Origin of the sequence: Photobacterium proteolyticum (genome assembly GCF_001939735.1) — a bacterium.
Classification (GTDB): Bacteria; Pseudomonadota; Gammaproteobacteria; order Enterobacterales; family Vibrionaceae; genus Photobacterium; species Photobacterium proteolyticum.
On the sequence record NZ_MJIL01000084.1, the window covers coordinates 122,558 to 146,752 of the forward strand.

A 24,195-nucleotide genomic window follows, 5' to 3' on the forward strand; every position below is an offset into this window, starting at 1 on the left:
AGTAACTATACTAAAATTCAGAAGAGTTGCTTTAGTGGAGTACTCAATGGATAACAAACCTTCGTTTAAACGCTCTGGCTGCCCAATCGTGAATAGCCTAGATATATTTGGAGATAAATGGACACTTGTTGTATTGAGAGATCTTCATTGTGGTAAGAAAACCTATAGTGATTTAGTCAGCTCACCAGAGAAGATCCCAACTAATAGACTGGCTGAAAGACTAAAACGGCTTGAAGCTGAAGGCATTATTTCAAAAGTTGCCTATCAACATCGCCCCAAAAGATATGAGTACCTATTAACGCAAAAAGGGAAAGATCTCTTACCTATTCTTCAAGAGCTAGCAAGGTGGGGTAACAAATATGTTGAAGGTTCTTGGATACCACCGGAGTGGTTTATGAAAGTCTAGATATATGCTTTTAAGCTAATTAGGTAGAATCTCAAAGTCATAACGGACCCAAAGACAGATTGCATGTAAGGTAAAGGTTGCAGGCAGCGCATCACCACTGTTTTTTCTTAGACAAACCCGCCTGCAACCTTTAATACTCAGCGCGTACTTTTATTGAAATGGTATCACCCTCAAATCGTCCGCTCACCTCAATGTCATGAAGCCATTTCAACTCAGCCGCAAGTTTGGTTCGATGCCACTTAGCTCGGTAACTCAATACAGGGCCAATACCAATAGCCTGACTCTTCATTTCTCCCAGCACAGCCCCTTGACCACTATCACCGGTTAACTGTTGATACCAGTAACCGCTGACGCCGATACCGGTAAACCCTCCCAGCAAGATAATGTTCTGAACAAATGTCGACTCGATATGAGCTTGTGTCCCCGTCAGGTAATCAGCATCACTGTTACTGCTATTGAATTCTATTCCACCAAAGACTGAGAACTCTCTTCCGATAGCCGGTTCGATATGCACAAATCCCAACGAAGGACTAATGGTCCAGTAGTTCTTACCCGTATTGGCCAGACGCCCTAGTTCGTAATCGCCCGTTGGGGCATAAAGAGCAAGGCGATAATCCCCCCACCACTCTCTGTTGATTGTATGAGCGAACATCAGAGGCTGGATGACCACATCCCCCAAGCCGCTTTGCTCTGATACGACTCTTCTGGAAACAGTATCTTGCCCCCCCGTTTCATCCACAATGTCAGCTGATACTCTCATCGATATATAAGGAAATGTCACTCCCGCGTTAAACACCCAGCCATCAGCAAATTCATCGGCAGGGCTCCAGCGAAAATCCAGGGCGACCTCGTCAGTCTCAATATCCGCCTCTGTTACAATTTGACCAGCCATTGGCAACTTTGAATTGCCCGACGTTCCTTCGAAGCTGTTGGCTATCAAGCGCACTAAAACGGCTTCATTTGACAGTGACAGATCAATGCTCGACGCCATATAACCGGGAAGGTAATGGCCACTTCCTCCCTCTTCGGCAAAAACCGGTGATGAGATAACAACCGACCAGCCGCCAAACATCAGTAATGTCCATCGCAAAAAACACAAAACGTACTCTGCCATAAAACAACCAATCCGACTTATAAATGGGCAACTCCATTCAAGCTAGAGTGTCAAAATTCCGTCAGGTGCTGGGTATATACAGAACAGCTTAGCCAACGCAAGGCTGAAAGCTGTAGCCACGATAAGAAAACCCTCGATAATATTATTGATGAGATGCTTCACTGAGAATGAGATAAGGCACAGGAGATACTATGATGTCAAAGCTCCCCCATAAAACCCATATCAGAAATGCGTAATTTTTGTGCTTTTAATAAATCTCATAATAAATTTTACGTACATTTATCACAAAACCGTACCTTGATAGAAGATCAGCAATCAGTAAGTATTTACCGCTTGGGTGACCTGCTTTTCCATAACCTTGACATTGCTCAATGTTACACACGGTTCAAGTCATCTGACCAGAATGTAACACAATGAAAATGAAAGCTAACTGGAAAAATCAGCATAGTTTATGATATTATCATTTAGTTAAGAAACTAATAGAGCTAACTAAATTTACATGACTAAGTTTTGTAGTTCTTGCTATTACCAAACTGCTCGAAAGCGAACAATAATCAAGCAAGATAAACATTGGTAATAATATTCATAACTCATAAGCAGCATGTTTTTTGAATTACATTCACTTGTGAATGTTCAATCGATAATGCCTGCCTGTTTTTCGAAACAAACATTAAACAATCATCAGGGACTGATGATGCTAGGTATATCAACAAACACTAAAATAAGAGAGAAGCTATGAACGATTTGATTCAGTTAGCCTCACAATACCGTGGGCTACTGTCGGTTGTGGTATCCACACTGTCCTTCTTGGTAATAACTTACGTGTGGTGGAGTAGAATTTCACTGTGGTTAAAGTCAATTTCCTACCGCCTTCCACTCATCGGCATCAACAACCGCCTATCACGTCGTCTTGAAATGGACGATCAGGGTTGGTTTAACGCTGAACGTGAAGTCTGTAACTCATTCGTTCGCGAATACGACAAATACAGCGCTGATAAAGAGCACTATCAACAGGCAAGCATCTACCTGGATAAAGTCGGAGACAAAGGGATCACTCCGCTTAAATGGTACCACTGGCTTGGTCTATCTGTTCTGGTTCTCATCGAAGCAGCTGGTTTTGCCTATGTATTGGCTGGCTTTACCCTTCAGGACGCGAGTGAAGCGCTGCAAAAAGAAGCAGCGATTGCGATTGCGATGCTGATCAGTGCTTTGTTGGTAGTACTTACTCACGCCATGGGTGGTGAGCTATACCGTAACCAGCAAATCGACAAAGTACGACTACGTTGGCAGAACTCGCCTAACAAGCCAAACATCATCGAGCCAAACAACAGTGTGAGCTTGAAGTCGAAGCTAAACCACATCGATGACAATGAACCGGGCTGGCAGCAAATGGCTAACCGTCTGGACAAGGTTAATGCCAACTTCTCCAAAACCTGGGTGATGACAATCGTAACGTTGATCTTCATTGTTATCGTTGCCTCTGGCGCAACCTACGTTCGTGGACAGGTACTTGAAAAACTTGCTATCGAACAAGTTCAAGGAGAAGTTTCTTCCACTGATGATGTGTTCACTTTTGACGACCCGTTTGCACCACCAGCAGAAGCTATCGAAACGAACGACGCTGCAGATAAGAAAGCCTTGCAAGAAAAAATGTCAGCCCACAAGAAAGCAGGCTGGACGACCTTCATCATCCTGGCCGTTATCTTCATTGCTATGCAGTGTTACAGTATTTACCTGGGTTTCAAAACAACCTTCTCAGGTAAAGAGTCCAAAGATGCCTACGGCTACGTTCATGAGTTCGAAAACGTAACCAGCTTCGTCGCCCACCACAATGCGAAACGCGATGAAGTCGCCCGTATTGCACAGCGCGTACTGTCTCACCTGCAGGCTAAAATTTCTCGTTACGCCCAGAAGAACTCTGGTGAACAGCAAGTACTGCACGCTGCGGCAAACCCGACCAACCGTAATTTCATCAACTTCATCAAGCTGGAAGTACTGCGTCACACCCAGAAAGTTACATTGGCTGAAACGGCTAAACCAGCACCAGTTCAGCCAGCTGTAGCGCCAGTTACGCCAACACCCGCGGCTCCAGCAGCTTCAGCAGCTTCAGCAGCTTCAGCGGAAGGTGATATTGATCCAGCTATTATTGCACGAGTGAAAAATCACGATATCGAAGGTCTTTCTGACGAAGTTGTTATCAAAGCGATGGCACAAATCAAGCAGCAGAAAGAAGAAACGCCGGAAGAGCGTCTGGCGCGTCTGCAGGCAATGGTATAAACAAGGATCACATAATGAAAAGATCATGGATTCTTCCGGCTCTGCTGACTCTTGGTTGTAGCCTGTCTGCCAATGCTGCGATTGATCGCAATGATGTGCCGAGCTGTACAAGTTCGCTACCTCAAGAGCTGGTTAACCACTCGAATGAGCGTGAACTGTTCATTGTTCTCGACCGTACGATGGCGCACAGCCTGCATGACAACATGAAGAGCGAAATGTATCAGCAGATCAAACGCTTCCTTGAACCTGGTGATGCTGTTCAAATGGTTCAGTTCTCGTCGTTCTACAACGATGGCTATACCAATATCGCGTTTCAGGGTAAAACGGATTTGCCACTTGCTCCCGAGCAACGTAACCATGTCAGAAAATCTCAGCTGGCGAAGCTTGATAAGTGCCTGAAGAAGCAGTCGGTGTTCTTCGTCAACAAAATCGGTCAAACACTGAAAGACTCTTTTGTTGCCCAGGAAACCCCAACCAATACCGAGCTGATTGGCACCCTAAGTGACATTGCCAGCCAGATTGTCGCCAACTCTTCTGCCAAGCGTAAAGTTGTTCTGCTCGTTAGCGACATGCTGGAAAACTCGGATATTACCTCCTTCTACGGTAATGGCCGTATCCGTACGATTGACCCGCAGAAAGAGCTTGCTCTGGTTAGCCAAAAGAGCATGTTTACAGACTTTGCGAATGCGGATATCTACATCATTGGTACCGGTGTACTACCTGGCGGTCAGTCCTATGTTTCAACTCAAAAGATGAAACAACTGCAGACATTCTGGCAGGGATACTTCCAGCAAAGTAATGCCAAGCTCCTGGGGATGGGGCGGCCTATGTTACTTAGCCAAATGAAGTAACACTCAATACCCAACAAGCCAACTTATGTTGGCTTGTTGGGTGTTTGCTTTAAACAAATAGAATCTTGTAGTCCAATCGCTGACTTAACCCTGACTGCAAAAGAACCACTTTGAAAAGGACTAGGTTATCAACGTGCTTAACGTATTCACTGGCTATCAACACAACAGCTCGAAGCTTGCCAGAAAACTACTCTTAGGCTTGGGTCTCCTCTTGGTATTATCTGGTTGTTCTTCCACCGATAAGGTAAAGAGCACTGAGAAAAAGGGCTATTCGGACCAGCAACTTGCCCAAATGTATGCATCCGAGATGGACATCCGGACTGAAGATATCTACCTGTCTAATAACGGCAGCAAAAAGAAAGTGGGTACCAAAACCACGTTTCTCAAATTATTCAAATCCGGTGAGACAACGATCACCAACCGCTCTTACCGAGGCTACTTCTACGGTCGCTCGCTAAATATCAACAAAAGGCAGTCATATGTGTTGATCCTTGGCCATACTGACAACAGCGGTAAGGCTGACTTGAACCTGGAAGTCTCTGATAAGAGAGCCAAGTCAATCAGCAACGAATTACTCACGTTCAAGGTCAACAATAAGCATGTCTATTACAAAGGACTGGGCGAATACCAGCCTGTCGCCTCCAACAAAACTGCCGCGGGAAAAGCCCTTAACCGCCGGGTAGAACTGCTTGAATTCTATAACTTCGATGATCTGCAAGCTTATTACGATCACCACTATGCAACGCTTTTAACCGCCAAGTATTACGAGCGCAAAAAGCAGAAGCAACAGCAGCAGAAAAAGAAGAACCAGACTGCCAGCAAAAAGCGTAAAACACCGCCCAAGAAGCTTCCAACGAAGAACTATATCAACTTTGGCGGCGAGCCATACGATATCAATAAAGTCGATATTGTTGATGCCCTTGGCCCGATCAAGCAAAGTGGCTGGTTCGACTTGTTCACAAAGGCCCATGCCAACGAGCCCCCCCCTCCAACTTGCCTTGACGATATGCCGAAAGACAAGATTAAGGAAAAGACCCTATCGACCAGCGACTACCTACCGGGAATGAGCCACAAGGCCTGGTGGGCAAAAATGGGAAGAAATGCTGTGCTGATCAACCCTGTCGCCATAGCTAAAAAAGACGCAACGCCAGTCGCAATCCCGACGGTAAGCATCTATAAGAACTATAAAACAAACAAGAAAGCGCTGGCGAAGTATCCTTCTGCAGTAAAAGTTTACAATGCAGAAGACAACATTCTTTTCCGCCTGTTCATTGAAGATAAAAAATCTTCACTGCGCTGTATTGACCTTGTACTTCCAAAGTACGCGACATCAAAGGAGTACTCTGCACTCAAAGGCAAACTGTATTACAACGCAACAAGAGGGATCAGAATGGTTGATTTTCTTCCTAAGAAACCATAATTCCCCTTATCTGCAGGATACCCGCCCTACTCTTTGGGCGGGTATCCCGTTTACTGCTTTCATTACCACTCTCGACATAACGCCACATAACCTCAACCTACATAACGTCTTTCCACCAAGCGCTTGGCCAGGCGCTCGCTGAGGGGCTGGCAGTAAACATCGACTAGCATCCGCAGCAACCTATTCAATGAAAATATGATCACCGATGTCTATTTCAAGGCTCCTTAACTGGAGCCTTTACCTTTTACGCTCAGCTCTATAACGCAATTTGGCGACCGTCTACTAACATAAACAGACAGCTTCCCTGTCTGAAAGGCCGCCAATGAAAAAGATGATCAACCACGTTGATAACGTCGTCAAAGAACAGCTTGAGGGAATGGCCAAAGCCTATCCTGAGCTCACAATAAACCTTGCCCCTTATTACATCTACCGCGCTTCCCAGGGGCGTCCGAAGGTTGCTTTGATATCCGGTGGAGGCAGTGGTCACGAGCCTATGCACGGTGGTTTTGTTGGCTATGGAATGCTTGATGCCGCCTGCCCCGGTGAAATATTTACTTCCCCGACGCCTGATCAAATGTACGAATGCGGCCGACAGGTGGATCGCGGAGAAGGTGTTCTATTTCTCGTCAAAAACTATACCGGTGATGTAATGAACTTTGAGGCAGCCGTTGAACTGCTGCATGCTGATGGCATAAACGTTCAGGCCACCCTGATTGACGATGACGTCGCAGTTAAAGACAGCCTTTACACAGCCGGTCGCAGAGGTGTTGCCGCAACCGTTCTGGCAGAAAAAATACTCGGTGCAGCCACTGAAGTCGGCTACACCCTGGAGCAATGCTGTGAACTGGCCAAACGTATCGCCAATCAGGCGCGTTCGATAGGCGTTGCCCTGTCCGCCTGTACGGTGCCCGCAGCCGGACAACCCGGCTTTCAGTTGGCTGACAATGAAGTGGAATTTGGTATCGGTATCCATGGTGAGCCGGGCATCAAAAAGGTGCCGTATTCAGATTGTGATACAACCACCAGCGACATGATGGCGCAATTGCTCGACAACACACCATATCAACGCACTGTGCGACGTTGGGACAGCAATAACGGTGACTGGCAAGATGAGCAATGGGTAACCGCGACTATCGAGCAGGGAGACAAAGTCATCGTGCTGGTTAACAGCCTCGGCGGCACACCGTTATCTGAGTTATTTGCTGTTTACCGGAAAGCTGAAGAAGTTCTGGCTCAGGCAGGGATCACCATCGAGCGCAGGCTCATCGGTAGCTATTGCACGTCGCTCGATATGCAAGGCGTCTCCATCACCCTGCTCAAAATAGACGATGAGATGCTGACACTGTGGGACCAGCCCGTTAACACGCCAGCCCTGCGCTGGGGCCTCTAGTTGTAACAACGCTAATGGTCAGCCTTGTTATTGTTTCCCACAGCCTGAAGCTTGCACAGGGATTGTTGGAGCTTGCCGAACAGGTAACCCAGGGCACAGTAAACATTGTACTAGCCGCCGGTATTGATGATCCTGAAAACCCGATTGGAACAAATGCCGTTGCGGTTATGGAGGCTATTGAAGCCGTTTATTCAGCAGACGGCGTGCTGGTAATGGTCGACTTAGGCAGTGCGATCCTCAGTGCTGAAACGGCACTTGATCTTATCGCACCAATACACCGTCAATCCGTCCAAATCTGTACCGCCCCTATTGTCGAAGGCTGTATTGCCGCCAGTGTCTCAGCGGCATCAGGATTACCGCTGGAGACGGTTTTCCAGGAGGCAAACAATGCCCTTAGCGCCAAAATCCAAGCCCTTGAGCAGCCACTGAAACCTGAAGAACCGAAAAGCGAAAATACAGAAGTTGATGCCAGCCATCATGAATCACAAACCGTTATCTGGAAGGTTCACCACGCCCATGGGCTCCATATCCGCCCCGCCGCAATCCTTGCCAAAGCACTTAGCGCTTTTAACGCTGAAATTAGGCTGGCAAAAGCCGGCAAGTCCATCGATGCCAAGCATATCAACCAGATTCTCTCACTGAACATCCAACACAATGACACGCTTATCTTCACCATCCTTGGCGAGGATGCCGAACAAGCCGTCGAAGTCTTGCAGCACATCTCTACAAACAATCTTTAGTTAATTGACAAAAGTCGATTCTATATTTGTCACGTAATTTAATTTTAAACAAGCGCACAAGCAACCATTAAGCATCAGATATAAAATAACAATATTATTAACCCTGTAATATAACGTTAACCCTCCAGCTTTTATCAATATATTTATTGTGGTTATTCTCAAAGCTGAGGTTGAAGATGACTATCACCAAAACAATACTAAAACAACAAACACAACAATTAATAACGCTAGGTTTCCGTGTTTATAAAATATACCTTAACTACCTTCATCCTGATGTTAACTCATCCTCTGTTTGCTGGTACTGCGTTACCTATTAGCGTGCAGAGTGCCAACTATAACGTCAACGCTGCCCCGGAAGACTTCCCTATCACGTTGAATAATATACACTCCTGGCTCATCATCATTGATGCCCCTTCAGGGCACCCAGTTGAGGATTTAGAGTTCACAGTCAAGGGTGGCATGCCTGAGCACCAACACGGCCTCCCCTCCCAGCCTAAGCTAATTGATGAAATCAATCCGGGGAAATACATTATTGATGGCGTGAAATTTAATATGTATGGGAAATGGCAGATTGAACTTATTGGTATTAATAATAGTTCAGACTTCTATCAAAAAATAGAATTTGATTTAGATCATGACAACGCCAATTAAAATATCATTAATAACTTCATGTGCTACGGCCTTATTAGCTATTAGCCTAATAATAAATGTATCGACGTCTGAAGAAGCACAATGGAGTCAAAATGAGTTGGCTATTCTTAGCAGCTTGCGCCTCCCTAAAAAGTGGGAGGTAAATGACGCCTCAAATCTATATCTGCACGATAAACAGGCGGTATTGCTTGGGGAACGACTTTTCAGTGACACCCAACTAAGCAGATCTAAACAAGTTGCTTGTGCAAGCTGCCACCAGCCAGAACATTATTTCACTCTTAATCCAGATAATGATCTATCAATAACAAAGCAAGTTCCGTCATTGCTCGGTGCAGCCAACTTTAACTGGTACATGCTCGACGGAAGGGCTGATAGCCTATGGGCCCAGGCTCTGAAGCCACTAGAGAACCACATCGAACACGGCGGTACACGCACTCAGTATGTACTACACGTCCTTGACAAATATCCGCAACTTTACCAAACAATTTTTGGTCCTATTCCTGATGAGCTCACCGATACAGTACTGCCAGCCCAAGCCTCCCCAAGCAGCCAGTACCCTACGGAGCAACAGCAGTGGCACCAGCTAGACAAAAATATCCAAGAAGCCATTAACCGAGTTTTCGCTAATATTGGGAAATCTCTAGCAGCTTATCAGGCAACCCTATGGCCGGTGGATACACGATTTGATCGTTATGTCGATCAAATGATGGCTGCAACAGAGAAATCGAGTCTGACTCAAGCTCCTCTCCTGGATGCACAAGAAGTCGCAGGGCTGAAAATTTTCATCAACGAGCAAGGGCAGTGCTTACGATGCCATAATGGCCCATTGCTATCTAATGGCGGATTTCATGCCACAACCATTCCCGAGCCTCATCCCGATGCGCAAAAAGGACATAGGAGTGGCCTTGAACTTGCCTTTGCCGATCCATTCAACTGCCTAGGTCGCTATAGCGACAGCCTGCCATCACAATGCAAGGAACTACTGTTCAGCAAAAGAGCCGCAGACGAACTCAAGGGAGCAACGAAGGTCCCAAGCCTGAGGAATGTTTCAGCAACAGCCCCTTATATGCATGCCGGACAATTTAGCACCCTAAAAGACGTACTCCAATACTACAACCGGGCTGCAAAAACTATCGGTACACATTCAGACATTGCAGCACTTAAATTATTACCCTATCAACTCAACCAGCTCGAAGCATTTCTCTTGACGCTGACGGCAGCACCCAATAACGAGTCAGCAAAATGATCCGAGATAACCCTTTGAGAGGATACAATTAATGAAAAGAATGAAATTACCTCATGGTAAGGCTTGGTTTGTCATTACCGTCAGTTTGGCTTGCCTTTGTTTTAGCAACCCCGGATACGCCCACGTAAGGTGGTTTATCCCCGATGGCACCAACCCAGATGTTAACCTCCCCTTCGATCTGATTGCACTTGCACTTACTGTGGCAACACTCAGCCTGTTCACCTTAGCCGTACTATTCACCCGAGTCACAATCGTGCCGCAGTCATTAAAAGCAGGTCTAACCCGCCCTGTTGTTACGTCCCATCCATGGCTGTGGTACTTCCTGGTGCTGATTCTTAACTGTTACCTTGCCATTAACCTATTGCAGGGGGAGTTCCTTGCCCCGAACCTTACTCTCTCACCCCAGCTTGCACTATACGGTGTCATCATCCAGGTTGCTGCTATCGTCCTTATGGCAATTTCAGTTAGCCTCACGGGTGTTGCAATTGTACTCACCTCTCTCGCACTGCTGCTTTTCTTTCCTTTTTTTATCGCGCTTGATTATCTGTTCGAGTTCTTGTTCGTTGGTCTTGCACTGGTTTTTATTGGTCCGAGCCTTAACAGAAATGACTACAGCCTTTGTAAATCCTTGGGGCAGAATAAGAATCAATGGCGAAGAACTGCTGTTCATCTCATTCGGATAGGACTTGGGCTTCAGTTATTAGAACTGGGGATCCACAATAAACTTATGCTTCCAGGCATGGCATTGGCATTTATCGACCAAAACGAGTACTACAATTTCTTTCCTCTACTCAATCTCCCCCAGATCAGCAACCTTCACTTCGTCCTATTCGTCGGGGTAAGTGAAACAGTTATCGGGCTACTCCTTATAGCCAATCTTGCCAACCGAATAATTTACACCCTGTTGCTGGCGATATTCACCACAACTTTTCTGCTTTCTGGTTGGGATGAGCTTGTCGGACATATGCCAATCTTCATCATCCTCTTTATCTTATTGCTGGAAGCAGGGAGTTCAGATTCGGAACAAGTAAGGAGACGTGCTTGGCCATAATGCTTGGTCATTAACGCAGTGAATATTATGTGGGGGGAATGGACATATATGCAACTGGGAGACAGCAGCATCTTCCCATTTATTCAACTCGGCTGGATAAGATGTAACCATCTAATATATAACAGTTTTATTACAATTTAACTGCAGCAATAAATGGGACGAAAACGACACAAAAAGAGGACGAATAAAACAAAACAGGTGTACGCAAAAAATTTGATCTGCCACCATGATTTCTCAAGAGCTGGAACAGTCAAAGGTACCCCCAAACTCGCCCAATTCAAAGCAGGTTTTCATACAATTTGCACTATTATGCGATATGTCACAAAGTGGATTTTATCGTCTTAACTCTTCCAGTTTCGTTTGGTAAAGATAAGTTGATTTCGACGCAGGGTTTCTTTAGGAGGTAATTGTGTCTATCAATTCTATCGACCACACAGAGATTGCAGATGTTGCTTCTAAGTGGGATTACAAAGATGAAACTGCCTCAAGCGTAGCTCAATCCAAACGCCAACAGGCAGAAGCAAGACGCCGTATCGAAATGCTTCGCGACATTCGTGATAGCGGCCTGACTATCGCGGAAGCAAAGGAGTTGGGGTTAATTCACTAACAAACAAAGTACTTGACCGAAGTCAGTTAAAGTGAAGTTAGCCAGTACTTTAACTTGATAGAAACAATCTATCGTATCAATCTATTATTCCGGCTTTTCTAATCTTGGGGTAGTCGTTACATTATTGCCAAAGACTCTTAATGGAATACAATGATGACCACTATGACTACCCGTTGCCCACACTGCAAGGCACTCAACCGTTTCCCGACCGAACGCGTTAACGACGTTGCCTCATGTGGCGCATGCAAAGATAAGTTACTGGACGGTAAGCCCGTTGAAGGCACAACCGACAACTTCCTGTCCCTGATCCAGGGCGATAAAGCTGTGGTAGTCGATTTTTGGGCACCATGGTGTAACCCTTGTGTAGGCTTTGCCCCCATCTTTGAAGATGTTGCCGCTGAGCGCGACGGAGATATTCGCTTCGTTAAAATTGATACCGAAGCTCAGCAAACACTTGCAGCTCAATACCGGATTCGTTCTATTCCAACGATTATGGTGTTTAAAAACGGCCAAGTTATCGACACAATCAACGGCGCACTACCTAAAGGCCAGTTCGACCAATGGCTAAACCAGGCGCTGACCAAAGCCTAGTACCTGGATCTCGCCAATTCGAAGGGTGGATACAGCCGCGAGTATCCATCCCTGTTTGACAGTAACTCAATTGTGACTTGCAGCATCTTTCCTGATACCGGTATCAGCTCTTCCCGTCATACATATTTTCTAGTTCGACAGCTCGCTGGATGGTAATCATATTCGGTAAATTGTGTAAAGCTCATGTTCAAGAGCCCAAATACGAGCACTATAGGAATGGCTGTACGGCATACACCACAGCACTCGATAGCAATAAGGTGATCATCGCCGGGATCCCATCTTTCCATGTATCAAACCGCAGGTGACAGACAATGGCCCCCATTGATGTTCCAGCCAGAGCCAATGCTCCCAGCACTCCCCAAAAGCTACCCTGAAACCAGATAGCAATACCGCCAAATAACTCCGCTAATCCGACCAAAAACATAAACTGGCGATTAAGTCCGTATGAATGGAAGAAGGCTAACTGCTTATCAAAAATCATCTTCTGCCAGCCTAGTAGCTTGATAGAACTGGCAAACATGAAAAATGCCGAAAGCAACCCGGTGGCTACTGAAGTAAAAATGTTCATTATGCTCTTTATCCTATTGATGGGTTGAAAAGAGCTTACACTCGCACCATTATTATCAGTAGTGATTACGCCTGATAACAATTATGAATAGAAATAATATTTCAAAAGTTGACCTTAACCTCTTGAAATCACTGTACGCCTTGCTCGAAGAAAAGCATGTCGGGCGTGCAGCAGCAAGAATGAATGTCAGCCAGTCCGCGATGAGCCACACATTGACCAGGCTGCGAACGACATTCAATGATCCGCTGTTTATTCGAAATGCAAAGGGACTGGAGCCAACCAGTTACGCCCTCGAGCTTTCAGGCAAGCTGAGATTCATACTGGATGAAATAGATACCCTCTTGACACCGAAGTCCTTGAATTTGGCGACGGTAAGATGTCAGTTCAGGATCCAGACCCATGACTTTCTCATTGCAACTTACCTTGCAGACGCCTTCAGGGCGATCAAAGATGAAGCGCCAAACATCATCTTTGATATACAGATTTTAACAGCCGACAGCGACCAGAGACTGGATAAAGGTGAACTGGAGATGATCATTGGTGCCGGCCTGCAAGCCAATCCCCGCTTTATGCAAAAGCGCCTCGCCGACGAGGAACTCGTTTGCTTGCTGGATAAACACCACCCGGTGCTGGCGAACTGGAATAGCAACGCGATATTCCTCTATCCCCACATCCAATCCAGCCTTCTCGATGACAAAGATGATCCCGTCACGCGGTATGGGAAAGAAGCAGGACTGCCTGAACGGCAGATTGGCCTCTATACCGAGACACTCAATTCACAGTTAGCTTTGCTACCAAACTCAAACCTAATTGCTTTCCTTCCTATGTCAATCGCAAGGCAAGGTCAGCAATTTTACGGACTCGAGCGAAAGTCATGCCCCTTTCCTCTCCCTGTCGTAACCATCCGCGGAATTTGGCATGAGCGACACCAAAATGAGCCTGTTCACCAGTGGATCCGAGATAAAATTGATAATGCATTCAAGCAGCTCAAAGGAAATAAATGAAAGTGATATACCAAACACTGTAACCGTAGCGTTTTTTCAGATATCTGATTGCATTGGCAATATAAATTACACAACATTTTATTTAGACGTAAATCTCAACCTTTGAGTAATTGTTTTTAATCTTTTTACAAAAAAACATGTAGAAACTCTGAGATTTAAAAACACAGAAACTAATCCTTACAAGGAATATTACCATCTCGTTTTGAGATACAATTAGAAAACAAAACCAATTTAAATCATCACTACAGTTCTTACAACTAATACAACCCTGTCTAAACCCAACCAAAATCAAACTGTAAACAGCTGATACAAAACAACAAATAAAAACAATCATGATAGATGAGAATATTACCTAAATAGATAGATATAAATAAATCCATAGTGAATATTTGTCATACTATTATTTCAACTCTCAATAAAAACAGACTTGAACAATAACACGGCTAAATTTAACCTCCCGCCGCATTGTTATTTTTCATATTGAGATATCAATCAAAGTTAAGAAGCGATAAAAGTTAATTTTGTTTTTAGTTTAACTTAAAACTAAAAACACGTGTTAGGAATGAAATTTTTGAATTTGTTTATTCAAATAATGTAGCGTTTAAATCATTAAGGATATGGAATGCACAAGCCTATATTGATGAGTGTTTCACTCATTGCAATGTTGACTGGTTGTGGCGGTTCAGATTCAGACAATAAAACTGAACTTGAAAAAAAAGCACCACAAAATACGATTACATTTAGCGGTACGGTATATGATGGCCCAATGGCCGATACCACGGTGTCTATTTATGCCGGCAACAGCCTGCTCGCCTCAGGAAAAACAAACACTCTTGGCCAATACTCTGTCAACGCCTCGATCCCTGTTGCTGAGTTCGACAAAATTAAAACACAACCAATCACTTACCATGCTCAACGTAATGATATTATCCTTTATCAGTTCGCGGGAAAAAGTTTAGCCGAAGCGTTTGAGAGCAAAAGAAATCAAAGCCTCATTACTAACTTTTCTACCGTTGAATATGTGCTTGCCGACGTGAACAAAAACAACTTTGTCACCGAGGCAGAATGGAATGCGCTGCAAAACATCGACCGTAATATCACGGAAAAAATGGTAGTTCGCTACGGCGTAGGCTTAAAGTCAATCATTGATTACTCGGCCACCCTGGCAGGCTTCGACAATAGTACAATTTGGTTGCGAGCCCTGCTAGACGATACCTCCTGGGAAGAATGGTACCGACTCAATATCGTGCCTTACGGCGAAGCATGGGCTGCATTATTTGCCGATACCTGGTTTTTAGATCAAGAAGCCGGCCGTTTCGTTGATCTCGCGGCCTGGGAATTGAAATACGACAACGTAGTCATCCCGGCCCCGACAGAACCCGTTGAGCCAGTCGTTAACTATCTCCTTATGGAAGGCTTACCGCTAAAGGTTAGTGTCGGTGATACGATCAACCCTTCTGTCAATGCATTATGGTCTAATGCCCACTCGACCAATGTGACTGCGCTTGCCAACTACGTCGTCACCCCTGAAGGCGCGTTGGTACAAAACGGCACTCAGTGGGAAGTGAAACAAGCTGGGACTATCACGCTCTCGGCTGAATACCAAGGCGCTTCCACAGAAACAACCATTGAGGCCGGCGAGCCGATAGCTGAAGTTGAGCACATCGTCATCAGTGGTGTTGACCAACAGGTCACCGTCGGTGATATTTTACGCCCGCAAGTGTCCGCAATATGGTCAGATGAGCACACAACAGAAGTAACAGGAAATACGGCCTGGGCAGTAAGCCCTGCTGATGCCGTTGTATTCACAAATGGTAACATGCAAGTCGTCAAGCCAGGAAATATTCTCCTGCAAGCACAATATCAAGGTAAAACAGCCACAATCGGTGTTAATGCGGACAATGCTGTCTTGGTTTCATTACGCTTAGATGCCGAAAAACGCCAGCAGTACCTGGAAGATGAGCGGCAAGTCTCCGCTCACGGTGTTCACCAGAATGGCTACATTGTGGATTTCAGCCAGGAAGCCGAATGGTTATCAAGCAATCCAGCGATATTGGAGTCATTGGGTAACGGTCGTTTCCTTGGCAAGGCGGTGGGCACCGCAACAGTAACTGCCAAATTTGGCGAGTACAGCGCCACACAGGAATTTGATGTGGAAGCGAAGATGGTTCGCGTAAGCCTGAACTTGCCCAACGGTACCATTTCACGCGCCGAGACCTTGCAATTATCGCTCAATGGCGAATTTAATGACGGTAGCGTCAGTGTAGTCACCGATGGTGTTGTGTGGAGCAGCAGCAACCCAGAGTTCCTGACTATCGATGAAAATGGTGTCGCCACCGGTATCGCAGAAGGCCAGTCAGTCGTTAGCGCAACCTATCAAGACTTTACCCTGGAAGAAACCGTCACCGTCATCCAGCCGAAGATCATTTCCTCTACCCCAGCGTTTGTTGATGGGGTGATGACCTTACATGAAGGCGAAACTCTTGAGTACGGCTTTAAATTTGTCCGCTCAAATGGCGTTGAACATGTCTTTACCGCAACCGAGAACGGGCTGGATTTTGAATCCTACGGATTTACAGGACAAGTTGATACATCTGGAATCAAAGTGGGAGTCATCGATAAAGACGCTGATCGTATTCGTGCAATTCGTTCAGGCGAAGATAAATTACGAATTGAAAATGTCCCTGTGGAACTACAGCAAATTTTCGTAGAACTGGGCGCGACGACTTCAGCAAATGACTATCCAAGTAGAGTGACTTTAAACGCCAAGATACTGGATAACCAAGATGTGTACCAGTGGAACGCGCTAACAGGAAAAGCTCCCGTTGGTGAGACAGTAACCTTAGTGCAAGCAATACAAAGTAACAATTCGTTATATCGTTTCTGGCAAGTACAAGGTGCTGAACAAGACGGCATTTATGCTACTCAACTAACATCCGAAGGCGAGTCTGAAGCCATATTGGTACTTGCTGATTCAGAACTTGTATCAAATCAGATCATCAGCGATAACTATGACTATGTATTGTTGGTAACCACTGACGCCACAGGAGCAGAAGTAAGCTACCGTTACCAGTTGAGCAGCGGGGCACTAACTCAAATTGTCATGGCTGATTTCCCAAATGGGAAGTTTAACTTCACTTATGACAGCTTCGCCTTTACACCAAACGGAAACTTAGTAGTAACCCATAGCGATAGTGGTGTTACACCATATGTTTATCTTTTTGAAACAGCGGTATGGGAGCAAAAAGCACAAATTCCTGGCGTTCGTATTCAAACTCCGGCCAACACAAAACAGATAGCTGTCTTAGATACCGAACAAATGAACTACAGTCCATTTAGAGCGCCTGTGCTCAGTGTCTTAGATTTAGAAACGCTAGAGGTAACAAGCCAAGAAATTACTTACCCGGGTGATGCTGAGTACTTCTGCCGTAGCAACGAAACATTAAGCTTTGCTGTTTCGGCAACACTTAAGGACTCTGGAGCAGGTTGTCTCGTTTCTAAAACTGGAAGTTATGATGGCGTTGGCTACTGGCTATGGGACTCTATTGCAGAGCTACCTAAGTTACACCTCTTTGCCGATGGTAAAGTTACTGCAACGGTCGAAAGCTATGCAGTAGCCTCTCGCAAACTCGATGGCCACATCGTGTTTAATGCCGGCCGACTGAAAGATGCAGCCAGAAATGAACATGTTGAGGTCACTGAAATTGCTGATGTCGAGGTTGAAGGCGTCATTGAGCAGCACATACGTCATCAACGCCTTGGTAAATTTGGCGAAAAAATGAAAGGGCAATACAGCTCTAATGCTCGCTTACAGGATGGTATGCAATTTACTCTCGACAACGTTGATGTGCCCAACGAACTAATTGCTGTATTTAACTATGGTACCGCTGTCCGGAATGAAAGCGGAAACTGGTCAAGCGATCCGTTGATGTATCAGCTACCGGTTGCTATAGACACTCATTGGAAACTATACAACCTCGGTAACACATTAATTCTTAGCAACGAAGAAAGTACGGATCCGAAATACTGGCAGCTTCAGATGCGTAAGCCGACAGTTGCTGAACAACCAGAAGAACCTGTCACACCTGAAGAACCGGTTGCTCCAGAGGAACCTGTACCACCAGTAGAACCTGAGCAGCCTGTAGATCCTGCACCTGCACAGTAAATACTGTTGATACTCACCAATCATACCGATTAGGGCTACGCATGTAGCCCTTTTTTATTTGCTCGGCAATTGATCCCAGCGAAACGTCGGCCCATCGGTACAGGCATATTGGCTATCCATATAGCAATGACCGCAGGTTCCTACTGCACAGTGCATTCGCCGCTCTATCGACAAGTAGATAGCCTGAGCCGAAACACCATAGGCAACCAGATACTCCGCTATCGAATACATCATCGCCTCTGGCCCAGCCAGCAATACCACTTCGGGTAATTCGCCAAACGTATCCAGTACCGAAGGCAGAATATCACTCGGCGTACCAGGATATTCATTATCTCTGCCGTTTGTCAGTCCATCTTCTATGGTGTTGTACACCGGTATGATATGTTGCCAACGTTCCCGTTCCGGGTTCAGCATCTGTGCCTGCCGGGTACGGGCACCATAAACCAGTGTCAATTGGGTGTAGTTCTGCCGCTCAATAAGCTGATCGACAGCACTGACCAAAGGCGCCAGGCCACAGCCACCTCCGATGGCCAGTACCCGTTTATTGGAAATCTCATCCATGGGCCAGCCGATACCAAACGGGCCCCGAACGCCCAATACTTGACCGGCTTCGAGCTCAAACAGTGCTGATGTCACCGCCCCCATACGGCGGATCAAAGCACGAAAGTGACCATTCTCGTCGGGTACCTCTGTAAAGCTAAACGGTGCTTCTCCCAAGGACGGTACGGTGAGCATAAAAAACTGTCCGGTCTGAGTTTGCTGCCAGTGAGACAGGTGTTCACGGCTCGTTCCCAAGGGCTCTTCCAACAAGCGAAAATGAAAATGGCGCGTGTGCTCGCCGTCATCATAGAAATCAACTAATTCAGCAGGCAAAGGCGTTAAGCTATGCATCGTTGACTATCCTCTTCATGATCGAGTGAACACCGATAACACCCGGACATGTTCGCTCGCATCGACCACAACCAACGCAACCATAACGGCCAAACTCGGGAAGAAAATCATCACTGAATTTGTGATACCAAAAACGCTTTACCCGCTCGCCAGCCTGTTCAGCCGGGTTATGAAAACTGGCTTCACGCTGGAAACCTTCGTATAGGCAAGAATCCCAAAACCTTACCTGCTGGCTCACAGGCTGATCTTGCCCAAGTTGGCAGTCTTGCCCTGCCAAACTGCCTTGAATTGCCGAGCTCTCTTGAGTGGAGTTATTAGGAACCTGATCGATTTGCAGACTCTGCGTTCCATAGCAAGAGCAGGTCGGGCACAAGGTCGTGCAGCCAGAACACCCAAGACACTGCACACCAACGTCCTGCCAGAATGAAGCCGACATATCATCGGCATTAAGCTTGTTGATCCCAGTGCTGATATATGAATGATCTTCAAACTGCTGCTCGCAATGGCTCAAATCATCCCAGCGGAGACTTATATCATGAGGGGTGGCCTGAACAAGCGGTAAACCTTTAAGCGATTCTTTGCCCATTGCAGTAACAGCCACCAGCAGCCAGTTGCCATCTGACAGCGGGTGCAAAATCAAATCTGCCGTCTCATCCCGGACACCTGGCCCGGCATTGACCAAGTAGCAAAACCCTTCCTGACAAGGGTGAACACAGTCTATTCCCACCAACAGTGCTCGCTGTCTACGGGCCTGATAATAGGGATCCTGCTCAAAGAAAATATCCTGATAGTGAATCGCCATCAAATCACAGCTCAATACCCCAAAAAGAACAAAAGGCTCTGGCTCAGGTAATGTTTCGCGAAAAAACTGACCATCGAAAACATACAGCGGCTCTTGCTCGGCAAAGAAGAAGCTCTTGGCCGAACTCAATGGCATGTTATGAGTCATTGGATGAAACTCACCCGGCTCAACATACTGCCAATGAGGATCCCCGTCATCGTCGACGACCTGAAAAAACTGACGGGAGCGGGATAAATGAAGTTGCAGTTCATGAAGCGACTCTAGTAAGTACTGCTGCATCCTACTTTTCCTCCCATAATTGCTGAACAGTTTTGGGGGCTTGGTTAGGTGGAAGCGGAAAGACCGACACGGCACAGGCTTTCAGCTCGGGCATTTTGGTAATAGGATCCTGAGCCGTATTTGTTAACTGATTCGAAGGGGCTTCCTTAAAGTGGTAAGGCATGCTGACTAAGCCCGGCGGCACATCATCCGTTATCATGGCACGCGTCTCCAGATACCCGCGACGGGAGCGAACCCCTATTGGCGAATAGCGCTGGAGTTGAAGCGCTTTCGCATCATGCGGATTAATAAACAACACGCCCGCAGGCGTTTCTCTCTCCAGCAATGGCGACTTACGTGTCATCGATCCGCAGCCATAATGAAAATGCAGACGGTTGGTGGTCAGCACAAGTGGAAACTGCTCATCGGCAGGCTCGTCAATGTCAATATAGCGAACGGGCAATAACTTGGCCTTTCCAATGGGAAAGCTGTCGCGATGCAGTATTTCCGTCCCCATCGGCGCGTCCTGATTACAAGGCCACTGTAATCCCTGATGCCGATCCAGCCCTGCGTAAGTCATCCCCTGATAGGCTGGCGTCAACGTTGCCATCTCGTCAAATACCTGCTCGCTTGTCTCCCAGCTCAATTGCTGACTACCCAGTTGTTCAGCCAGGGCTTTTAACCACTGCCAGTCGCTCTTCGCAGCACCGGGAGGAGCCAGTACTTGCGATATTCGCTGTACACGTCGCTCGCAGTTGGTGAAAGTACCCGCTTTCTCGGCAAACGAGGCCGCAGGCAAAACAAAATCAGCCAGCTTGGCGGTTTCGGTCATGGTCAGCTCGGCAACAACCAGCAGGTCCAGTGCCTTTAGCGACGCCTTAACATGGTTCTGATCCGGATCGGTCACAACGGGATCTTCTCCAAACAGAATCAATCCACGAAAATCACCAGACAGTGTCGCCTTCGTCATACCGAGCGAGGTTAAACCCGGCTTGCTTGCAACCTCTTCTCCCCAGCTCTTGGCAAATTTACTCTGAACTTCAGGAGCGGTGGCATCCTGATAACCGGGATACACATTAGGCAAGCAACCCATATCGCAGGCACCCTGCACATTATTCTGACCTCGCAATGGATTAATGCCCGTTCCGGGGCGGCCCATCTGTCCACACACCAGGGCCAAATTAGCAAGAGCAATCACGTTCTGGGTTCCACTGACAAACTGGGTAATACCCATCCCGTACATGATCATCGCACTGTTGGCCTGACTATATGCTTTGGCAACCTGACGGACTAGCTCGGCACTAACGCCAGTAATCGACTCGACAGATTCCGGCGTCACTTGCTCGACATTACTTGTCAACGCCTCAAAACCTTCACAGCGTGCATCAATAAAAGACTGGTTGTGCCATTGCTGAGCAATGATGGTGTGCAGCATGGCATTGATAAGAGCGATATTACTACCGGGTTTGAGCTGCACATGGATATCCGCGACTTTTGCCAACCGCGTAACCCTGGGATCAATAACAATTAGCTGCGCGCCTTTCCGCTGGGCATCGACAATGTGGCCGCCAAGAATGCTATGGTTTTCCGTCGGATCGGCACCGATCACCACGATCAAATCCGTTTTATAAATATCACTCGCACTATTGGTCATCGCCCCAGAGCCCAGTGTCTGTTTCAAGCCAGCAACCGTCGGGCTATGGCAGATCCGCGCGCAGTGATCAATATTGTTGGTTTTCAATACTGCACGGGCAAACTTCTGCGCCGCATAGTTATCTTCATTGGTTGCACGGGCACTGGAAATTACCCCGACCACTTCGGGCCCGGCTTCATCTAAAATGGCTTTAAGGGAATCACCTATCGACAACAAAGCCTCATCCCAGCTAATTGGCCGGAATTTATCTTTGATGCGCTTCAGAGGCTGAGTAATTCGATTCTCGGGATCAATAGCGTAAGCGGTACTCCAGCCTTTATCACAAAGTTTACCGCGGCTTATGGGATGGCTGAGCTGCGGTTCAACACCAACTAATTTCTGTCGTTCATCGAGCTTAAGGCAGATACCACAGCCCACTCCGCAGAACGGACAGATGGTTTTTACAATCGAGGCAGTCATAGTCATTACACAGTGCGTGTCCGGTATTGGTCTGAGTATAGCAACCGCTTACCAACATGATGCTTTATTGCTTATCTTCCGGTCTGGACGCTGGCTGCTCCCGCAAGTAGATAATATGATAGACAAAACCAACCAACACGCTGCCACCGACCAGGTTACCGAGGATCACTGGGATCAGGTTGCCGATAAAGCCCAGCCAGGTCACCGACTCGGCCACAGTGGCGGCCCCGGTATCACCCAATGCCTTGATTAACATCGCCAAAGGGATGAAATACATGTTGGCAATGCTGTGTTCAAACCCGGCAGCAACAAAAGCCGATATAGGAAAAACAATAGCCACCGCCTTGTCGATCACGCTACGTCCGGCAAGTGCCATCCAGACTGCCATGCAAACCAGTACATTACACAATACGCCACGGAAGAAAGCCGTCCAAAACGGTAAATTGCACTTTGCTTCAGCTATTTTTAGATACTGATCGGCTATCGCTCCCTGATTCAACTCGGTATGGCCCGACAGGAAAACCAACACAGCTAGGCCAAAGGCACCAATAAAGTTTGCCGCACAGACAACCAGCCAGTTATGAAGCAGCTCTGCTGTGGTTATTTTTTTATCCGCCCAGGCCATCGCCAGTAGGTTGTTCCCGGTAAACAGTTCGGCACCAGCCACAACAACCAGCAACAGGCCAAGCGAAAATGACACCCCGCCCAGCACTTGCCCGGTGGCAAAGCCAAAACCGGGCTCAGATTTAACCAGAGTAAAATACAGTGCGCCCAGACCAATATAGGCACCGGCGAGGATCCCGAGCATTACCATCGACAGAAGTGGCAACCGTGCTTTAGCCACCCCAATATTATCGACTTTCTCAGCAATCTGCTTCGGGGAAAAAGCATCAAAACCGTATATATCTGCCATGCTGGCTCCTAAGCATCAAAAATGCGTCCACGCAGAAATAGCCCTGCCACCTGTAAGGTGGCTTTATCCAGTTTAGCTACTATCTGCCTTCACTCATTGCTTAATATTGAGAGACATCCATCGCGGTTTTTTGCTTGCAACTTTGGTTCGCACTATATACTTAACTTTATTCGGCATAGTGGTTACAGGTATCGTTGTATATGCATGTCCGCCAATTTCAGTCCAGCATCCTCGGTCTTATAACAGCTTTTTTCGTTATTGGCTGTAGCTCAACATCAGAGTCATTTTTCAGCTCCAGTGAATATCGATTTCATGACTCAACCCAGAGCTTCATCGCGCTTAACGATACACGTAGAAATGGTGCGGTTGTGGATAAGGGACTGTTCTACCCCAAGAGTGCGTTCTCATTTACTTATAGGTATTGCGCCAACAGCCAGCAGGAAGCTAACAACGATATCCAGGAATTCCACCAACTGACAAAACGGGTTTGTGACGCCAACGTCGGCGATCTTATTCATCAGGATACAGGTACATGGTGTGTCTATAATCCCAATTCTGTCGATGAGCGACCGATCTTCTATTCAAGAATATCCAGCACCGCACTGTGGGCAGATCTATGCCTCGACGGGCCATTTGTTACCTTGAAGGTCATTGAAAATACTGAGGCAAGCCCGGATGAGTGGTATGACGCCGCCAAGATCCTAGGCTACCAACCCTACTCCCCGTACCGAAAACTGCTCACCCCACCTGAAGTCGGGCAAATCCCTCAGCCAATAAAAGAGCCCGTTGCAACAGATCTTTGGAATGAAGAGAGCGAGTATATCTATACCAACATAGGTTCGGTCGTCTGCCTCTATAACCGGCCTAAAGATTCCGCCATCGGCTACACCTACCTGGGTACGGTTCATAGCGTCGGCAATGGCTTGGTTAAGGTTGCCGCAACGGCGAAGCTGAAAGGTGACATAAGAACGGCACCGACGTTGGAGCAATTGGAGTGGCACCGGATGGCTTATATAACAGCCGCCGTGAACTCGTGGTTTGTGTGTGGTTAAGTTAATCGATTCATTAAGCAAGGTTAAAAAAGAATAAATAAGCACTTAATATAAATAACATTATCAACCTTCACCTTCAATAAGC

General features: G+C 46.6%; 20 protein-coding genes. 14 read left to right on the forward strand and 6 right to left on the reverse strand.

Features of this window, described 5'->3' with window-relative positions; genetic code table 11:
• Positions 1 to 46: 46 nt before the first annotated feature.
• The gene (locus BIT28_RS16970; protein WP_075765863.1) at positions 47 to 406 is read left to right on the forward strand and encodes a winged helix-turn-helix transcriptional regulator; all 360 of its coding nucleotides are present in this window, start codon (positions 47 to 49) and stop codon (positions 404 to 406) included.
• A gap of 130 nt (positions 407 to 536) precedes the next feature.
• Here the strand turns inward: BIT28_RS16970 and BIT28_RS16975 are convergent, their stop codons facing one another.
• Complete coding sequence (locus BIT28_RS16975; protein ID WP_083651915.1) at positions 537 to 1,520, reverse strand: SphA family protein; 984 nt, start codon at positions 1,518 to 1,520, stop codon at positions 537 to 539.
• 735 nt (positions 1,521 to 2,255) lie between these two features.
• Here BIT28_RS16975 and BIT28_RS16980 point away from each other — a divergent pair.
• From BIT28_RS16980 to trxC, 10 genes are all read left to right on the forward strand, one after another.
• On the forward strand, positions 2,256 to 3,797 hold the full coding sequence (locus tag BIT28_RS16980) for a hypothetical protein (RefSeq protein ID WP_245823725.1): 1,542 nt from the start codon (positions 2,256 to 2,258) through the stop codon (positions 3,795 to 3,797).
• A 14-nt stretch (positions 3,798 to 3,811) separates the two neighbouring features.
• Positions 3,812 to 4,648, forward strand: coding sequence for a hypothetical protein (locus BIT28_RS16985; RefSeq protein ID WP_089153686.1), 837 nt, complete (start codon positions 3,812 to 3,814; stop codon positions 4,646 to 4,648).
• A 133-nt stretch (positions 4,649 to 4,781) separates the two neighbouring features.
• Entirely contained in the window at positions 4,782 to 6,068 is a 1,287-nt protein-coding gene (locus BIT28_RS16990; RefSeq protein ID WP_075765867.1) for an OmpA family protein, read from the forward strand.
• A gap of 322 nt (positions 6,069 to 6,390) precedes the next feature.
• Positions 6,391 to 7,458 carry a dihydroxyacetone kinase subunit DhaK gene (gene dhaK, locus BIT28_RS16995; RefSeq protein ID WP_075765869.1) on the forward strand — a complete coding sequence of 356 codons (1,068 nt, stop codon included), beginning with the start codon at positions 6,391 to 6,393 and terminating at the stop codon, positions 7,456 to 7,458.
• Between the two features lie 14 nt (positions 7,459 to 7,472).
• On the forward strand, positions 7,473 to 8,198 hold the full coding sequence (gene dhaM, locus BIT28_RS17000; RefSeq protein ID WP_075765871.1) for a dihydroxyacetone kinase phosphoryl donor subunit DhaM: 726 nt from the start codon (positions 7,473 to 7,475) through the stop codon (positions 8,196 to 8,198).
• A 237-nt stretch (positions 8,199 to 8,435) separates the two neighbouring features.
• A complete protein-coding gene (locus BIT28_RS17005; RefSeq protein ID WP_245823726.1) occupies positions 8,436 to 8,849 on the forward strand; it encodes a FixH family protein in 414 nt (137 codons plus the stop codon).
• 97 nt (positions 8,850 to 8,946) lie between these two features.
• On the forward strand, positions 8,947 to 10,095 hold the full coding sequence (locus BIT28_RS17010; RefSeq protein WP_245823728.1) for a cytochrome-c peroxidase: 1,149 nt from the start codon (positions 8,947 to 8,949) through the stop codon (positions 10,093 to 10,095).
• Between the two features lie 31 nt (positions 10,096 to 10,126).
• Positions 10,127 to 11,146, forward strand: a complete 1,020-nt coding sequence (locus tag BIT28_RS17015; protein ID WP_075765875.1) for a hypothetical protein — start codon at positions 10,127 to 10,129, stop codon at positions 11,144 to 11,146.
• Positions 11,147 to 11,555: 409 nt separating this feature from the next.
• Positions 11,556 to 11,753, forward strand: coding sequence for a hypothetical protein (locus tag BIT28_RS17020; RefSeq protein WP_075765877.1), 198 nt, complete (start codon positions 11,556 to 11,558; stop codon positions 11,751 to 11,753).
• Between the two features lie 153 nt (positions 11,754 to 11,906).
• Positions 11,907 to 12,344 carry a thioredoxin TrxC gene (gene trxC / locus BIT28_RS17025; protein WP_075765879.1) on the forward strand — a complete coding sequence of 146 codons (438 nt, stop codon included), beginning with the start codon at positions 11,907 to 11,909 and terminating at the stop codon, positions 12,342 to 12,344.
• A gap of 208 nt (positions 12,345 to 12,552) precedes the next feature.
• Here trxC and BIT28_RS17030 read toward each other — a convergent pair whose 3' ends face one another.
• Entirely contained in the window at positions 12,553 to 12,912 is a 360-nt protein-coding gene (locus BIT28_RS17030) for a DoxX family protein (RefSeq protein ID WP_075765881.1), read from the reverse strand.
• An 83-nt stretch (positions 12,913 to 12,995) separates the two neighbouring features.
• On the opposite strand from BIT28_RS17030, the gene BIT28_RS17035 reads away from it, so the two are divergent.
• Together BIT28_RS17035 and BIT28_RS17040 are read left to right on the forward strand one after the other, a co-directional pair.
• Complete coding sequence (locus tag BIT28_RS17035) at positions 12,996 to 13,916, forward strand: LysR family transcriptional regulator (RefSeq protein WP_075765883.1); 921 nt, start codon at positions 12,996 to 12,998, stop codon at positions 13,914 to 13,916.
• Between the two features lie 622 nt (positions 13,917 to 14,538).
• Entirely contained in the window at positions 14,539 to 18,081 is a 3,543-nt protein-coding gene (locus tag BIT28_RS17040) for an Ig-like domain-containing protein (protein WP_075765885.1), read from the forward strand.
• Positions 18,082 to 18,135: 54 nt separating this feature from the next.
• On the opposite strand, the gene BIT28_RS17045 is transcribed toward BIT28_RS17040, so the two are convergent.
• From BIT28_RS17045 to BIT28_RS17060, 4 genes are read right to left on the reverse strand one after another with little or no spacing between them, the layout of a single operon-like run.
• The gene (locus tag BIT28_RS17045; protein WP_075765887.1) at positions 18,136 to 18,972 is read right to left on the reverse strand and encodes an FAD/NAD(P)-binding protein; all 837 of its coding nucleotides are present in this window, start codon (positions 18,970 to 18,972) and stop codon (positions 18,136 to 18,138) included.
• Complete coding sequence (locus tag BIT28_RS17050; RefSeq protein ID WP_075765889.1) at positions 18,965 to 20,053, reverse strand: 4Fe-4S dicluster domain-containing protein; 1,089 nt, start codon at positions 20,051 to 20,053, stop codon at positions 18,965 to 18,967. Before BIT28_RS17050 ends, BIT28_RS17045 begins: the two co-directional genes overlap by 8 nt.
• 1 nt (position 20,054) lies before the next feature.
• Positions 20,055 to 22,151, reverse strand: a complete 2,097-nt coding sequence (gene fdhF / locus BIT28_RS17055; protein ID WP_245823730.1) for a formate dehydrogenase subunit alpha — start codon at positions 22,149 to 22,151, stop codon at positions 20,055 to 20,057.
• Positions 22,152 to 22,209: 58 nt separating this feature from the next.
• Positions 22,210 to 23,058, reverse strand: a complete 849-nt coding sequence (locus tag BIT28_RS17060) for a formate/nitrite transporter family protein (protein WP_075765891.1) — start codon at positions 23,056 to 23,058, stop codon at positions 22,210 to 22,212.
• Positions 23,059 to 23,258: 200 nt separating this feature from the next.
• Here BIT28_RS17060 and BIT28_RS17065 point away from each other — a divergent pair, with 200 nt between their 5' ends.
• Positions 23,259 to 24,110, forward strand: a complete 852-nt coding sequence (locus BIT28_RS17065) for a hypothetical protein (protein WP_075765893.1) — start codon at positions 23,259 to 23,261, stop codon at positions 24,108 to 24,110.
• Positions 24,111 to 24,195: the final 85 nt, after the last annotated feature.

Excerpts from the sequence above, each read along its gene's own strand:
- BIT28_RS16970 (WP_075765863.1), top strand. The coding sequence starts at position 47 with ATGGATAACAAACCTTCGTTTAAACGCTCTGGCTGCCCAATCGTGAAT.
- BIT28_RS16975 (WP_083651915.1), bottom strand. The coding sequence starts at position 1,520 with ATGGCAGAGTACGTTTTGTGTTTTTTGCGATGGACATTACTGATGTTT.
- BIT28_RS16980 (WP_245823725.1), top strand. The coding sequence starts at position 2,256 with ATGAACGATTTGATTCAGTTAGCCTCACAATACCGTGGGCTACTGTCG.
- BIT28_RS16985 (WP_089153686.1), top strand. The coding sequence starts at position 3,812 with ATGAAAAGATCATGGATTCTTCCGGCTCTGCTGACTCTTGGTTGTAGC.
- dhaK (WP_075765869.1), top strand. The coding sequence starts at position 6,391 with ATGAAAAAGATGATCAACCACGTTGATAACGTCGTCAAAGAACAGCTT.
- dhaM (WP_075765871.1), top strand. The coding sequence starts at position 7,473 with ATGGTCAGCCTTGTTATTGTTTCCCACAGCCTGAAGCTTGCACAGGGA.
- BIT28_RS17015 (WP_075765875.1), top strand. The coding sequence starts at position 10,127 with ATGAAAAGAATGAAATTACCTCATGGTAAGGCTTGGTTTGTCATTACC.
- trxC (WP_075765879.1), top strand. The coding sequence starts at position 11,907 with ATGACCACTATGACTACCCGTTGCCCACACTGCAAGGCACTCAACCGT.
- BIT28_RS17030 (WP_075765881.1), bottom strand. The coding sequence starts at position 12,912 with ATGAACATTTTTACTTCAGTAGCCACCGGGTTGCTTTCGGCATTTTTC.
- BIT28_RS17035 (WP_075765883.1), top strand. The coding sequence starts at position 12,996 with ATGAATAGAAATAATATTTCAAAAGTTGACCTTAACCTCTTGAAATCA.
- BIT28_RS17040 (WP_075765885.1), top strand. The coding sequence starts at position 14,539 with ATGCACAAGCCTATATTGATGAGTGTTTCACTCATTGCAATGTTGACT.
- BIT28_RS17045 (WP_075765887.1), bottom strand. The coding sequence starts at position 18,972 with ATGCATAGCTTAACGCCTTTGCCTGCTGAATTAGTTGATTTCTATGAT.
- BIT28_RS17050 (WP_075765889.1), bottom strand. The coding sequence starts at position 20,053 with ATGCAGCAGTACTTACTAGAGTCGCTTCATGAACTGCAACTTCATTTA.
- fdhF (WP_245823730.1), bottom strand. The coding sequence starts at position 22,151 with ATGACTATGACTGCCTCGATTGTAAAAACCATCTGTCCGTTCTGCGGA.
- BIT28_RS17060 (WP_075765891.1), bottom strand. The coding sequence starts at position 23,058 with ATGGCAGATATATACGGTTTTGATGCTTTTTCCCCGAAGCAGATTGCT.
- BIT28_RS17065 (WP_075765893.1), top strand. The coding sequence starts at position 23,259 with ATGCATGTCCGCCAATTTCAGTCCAGCATCCTCGGTCTTATAACAGCT.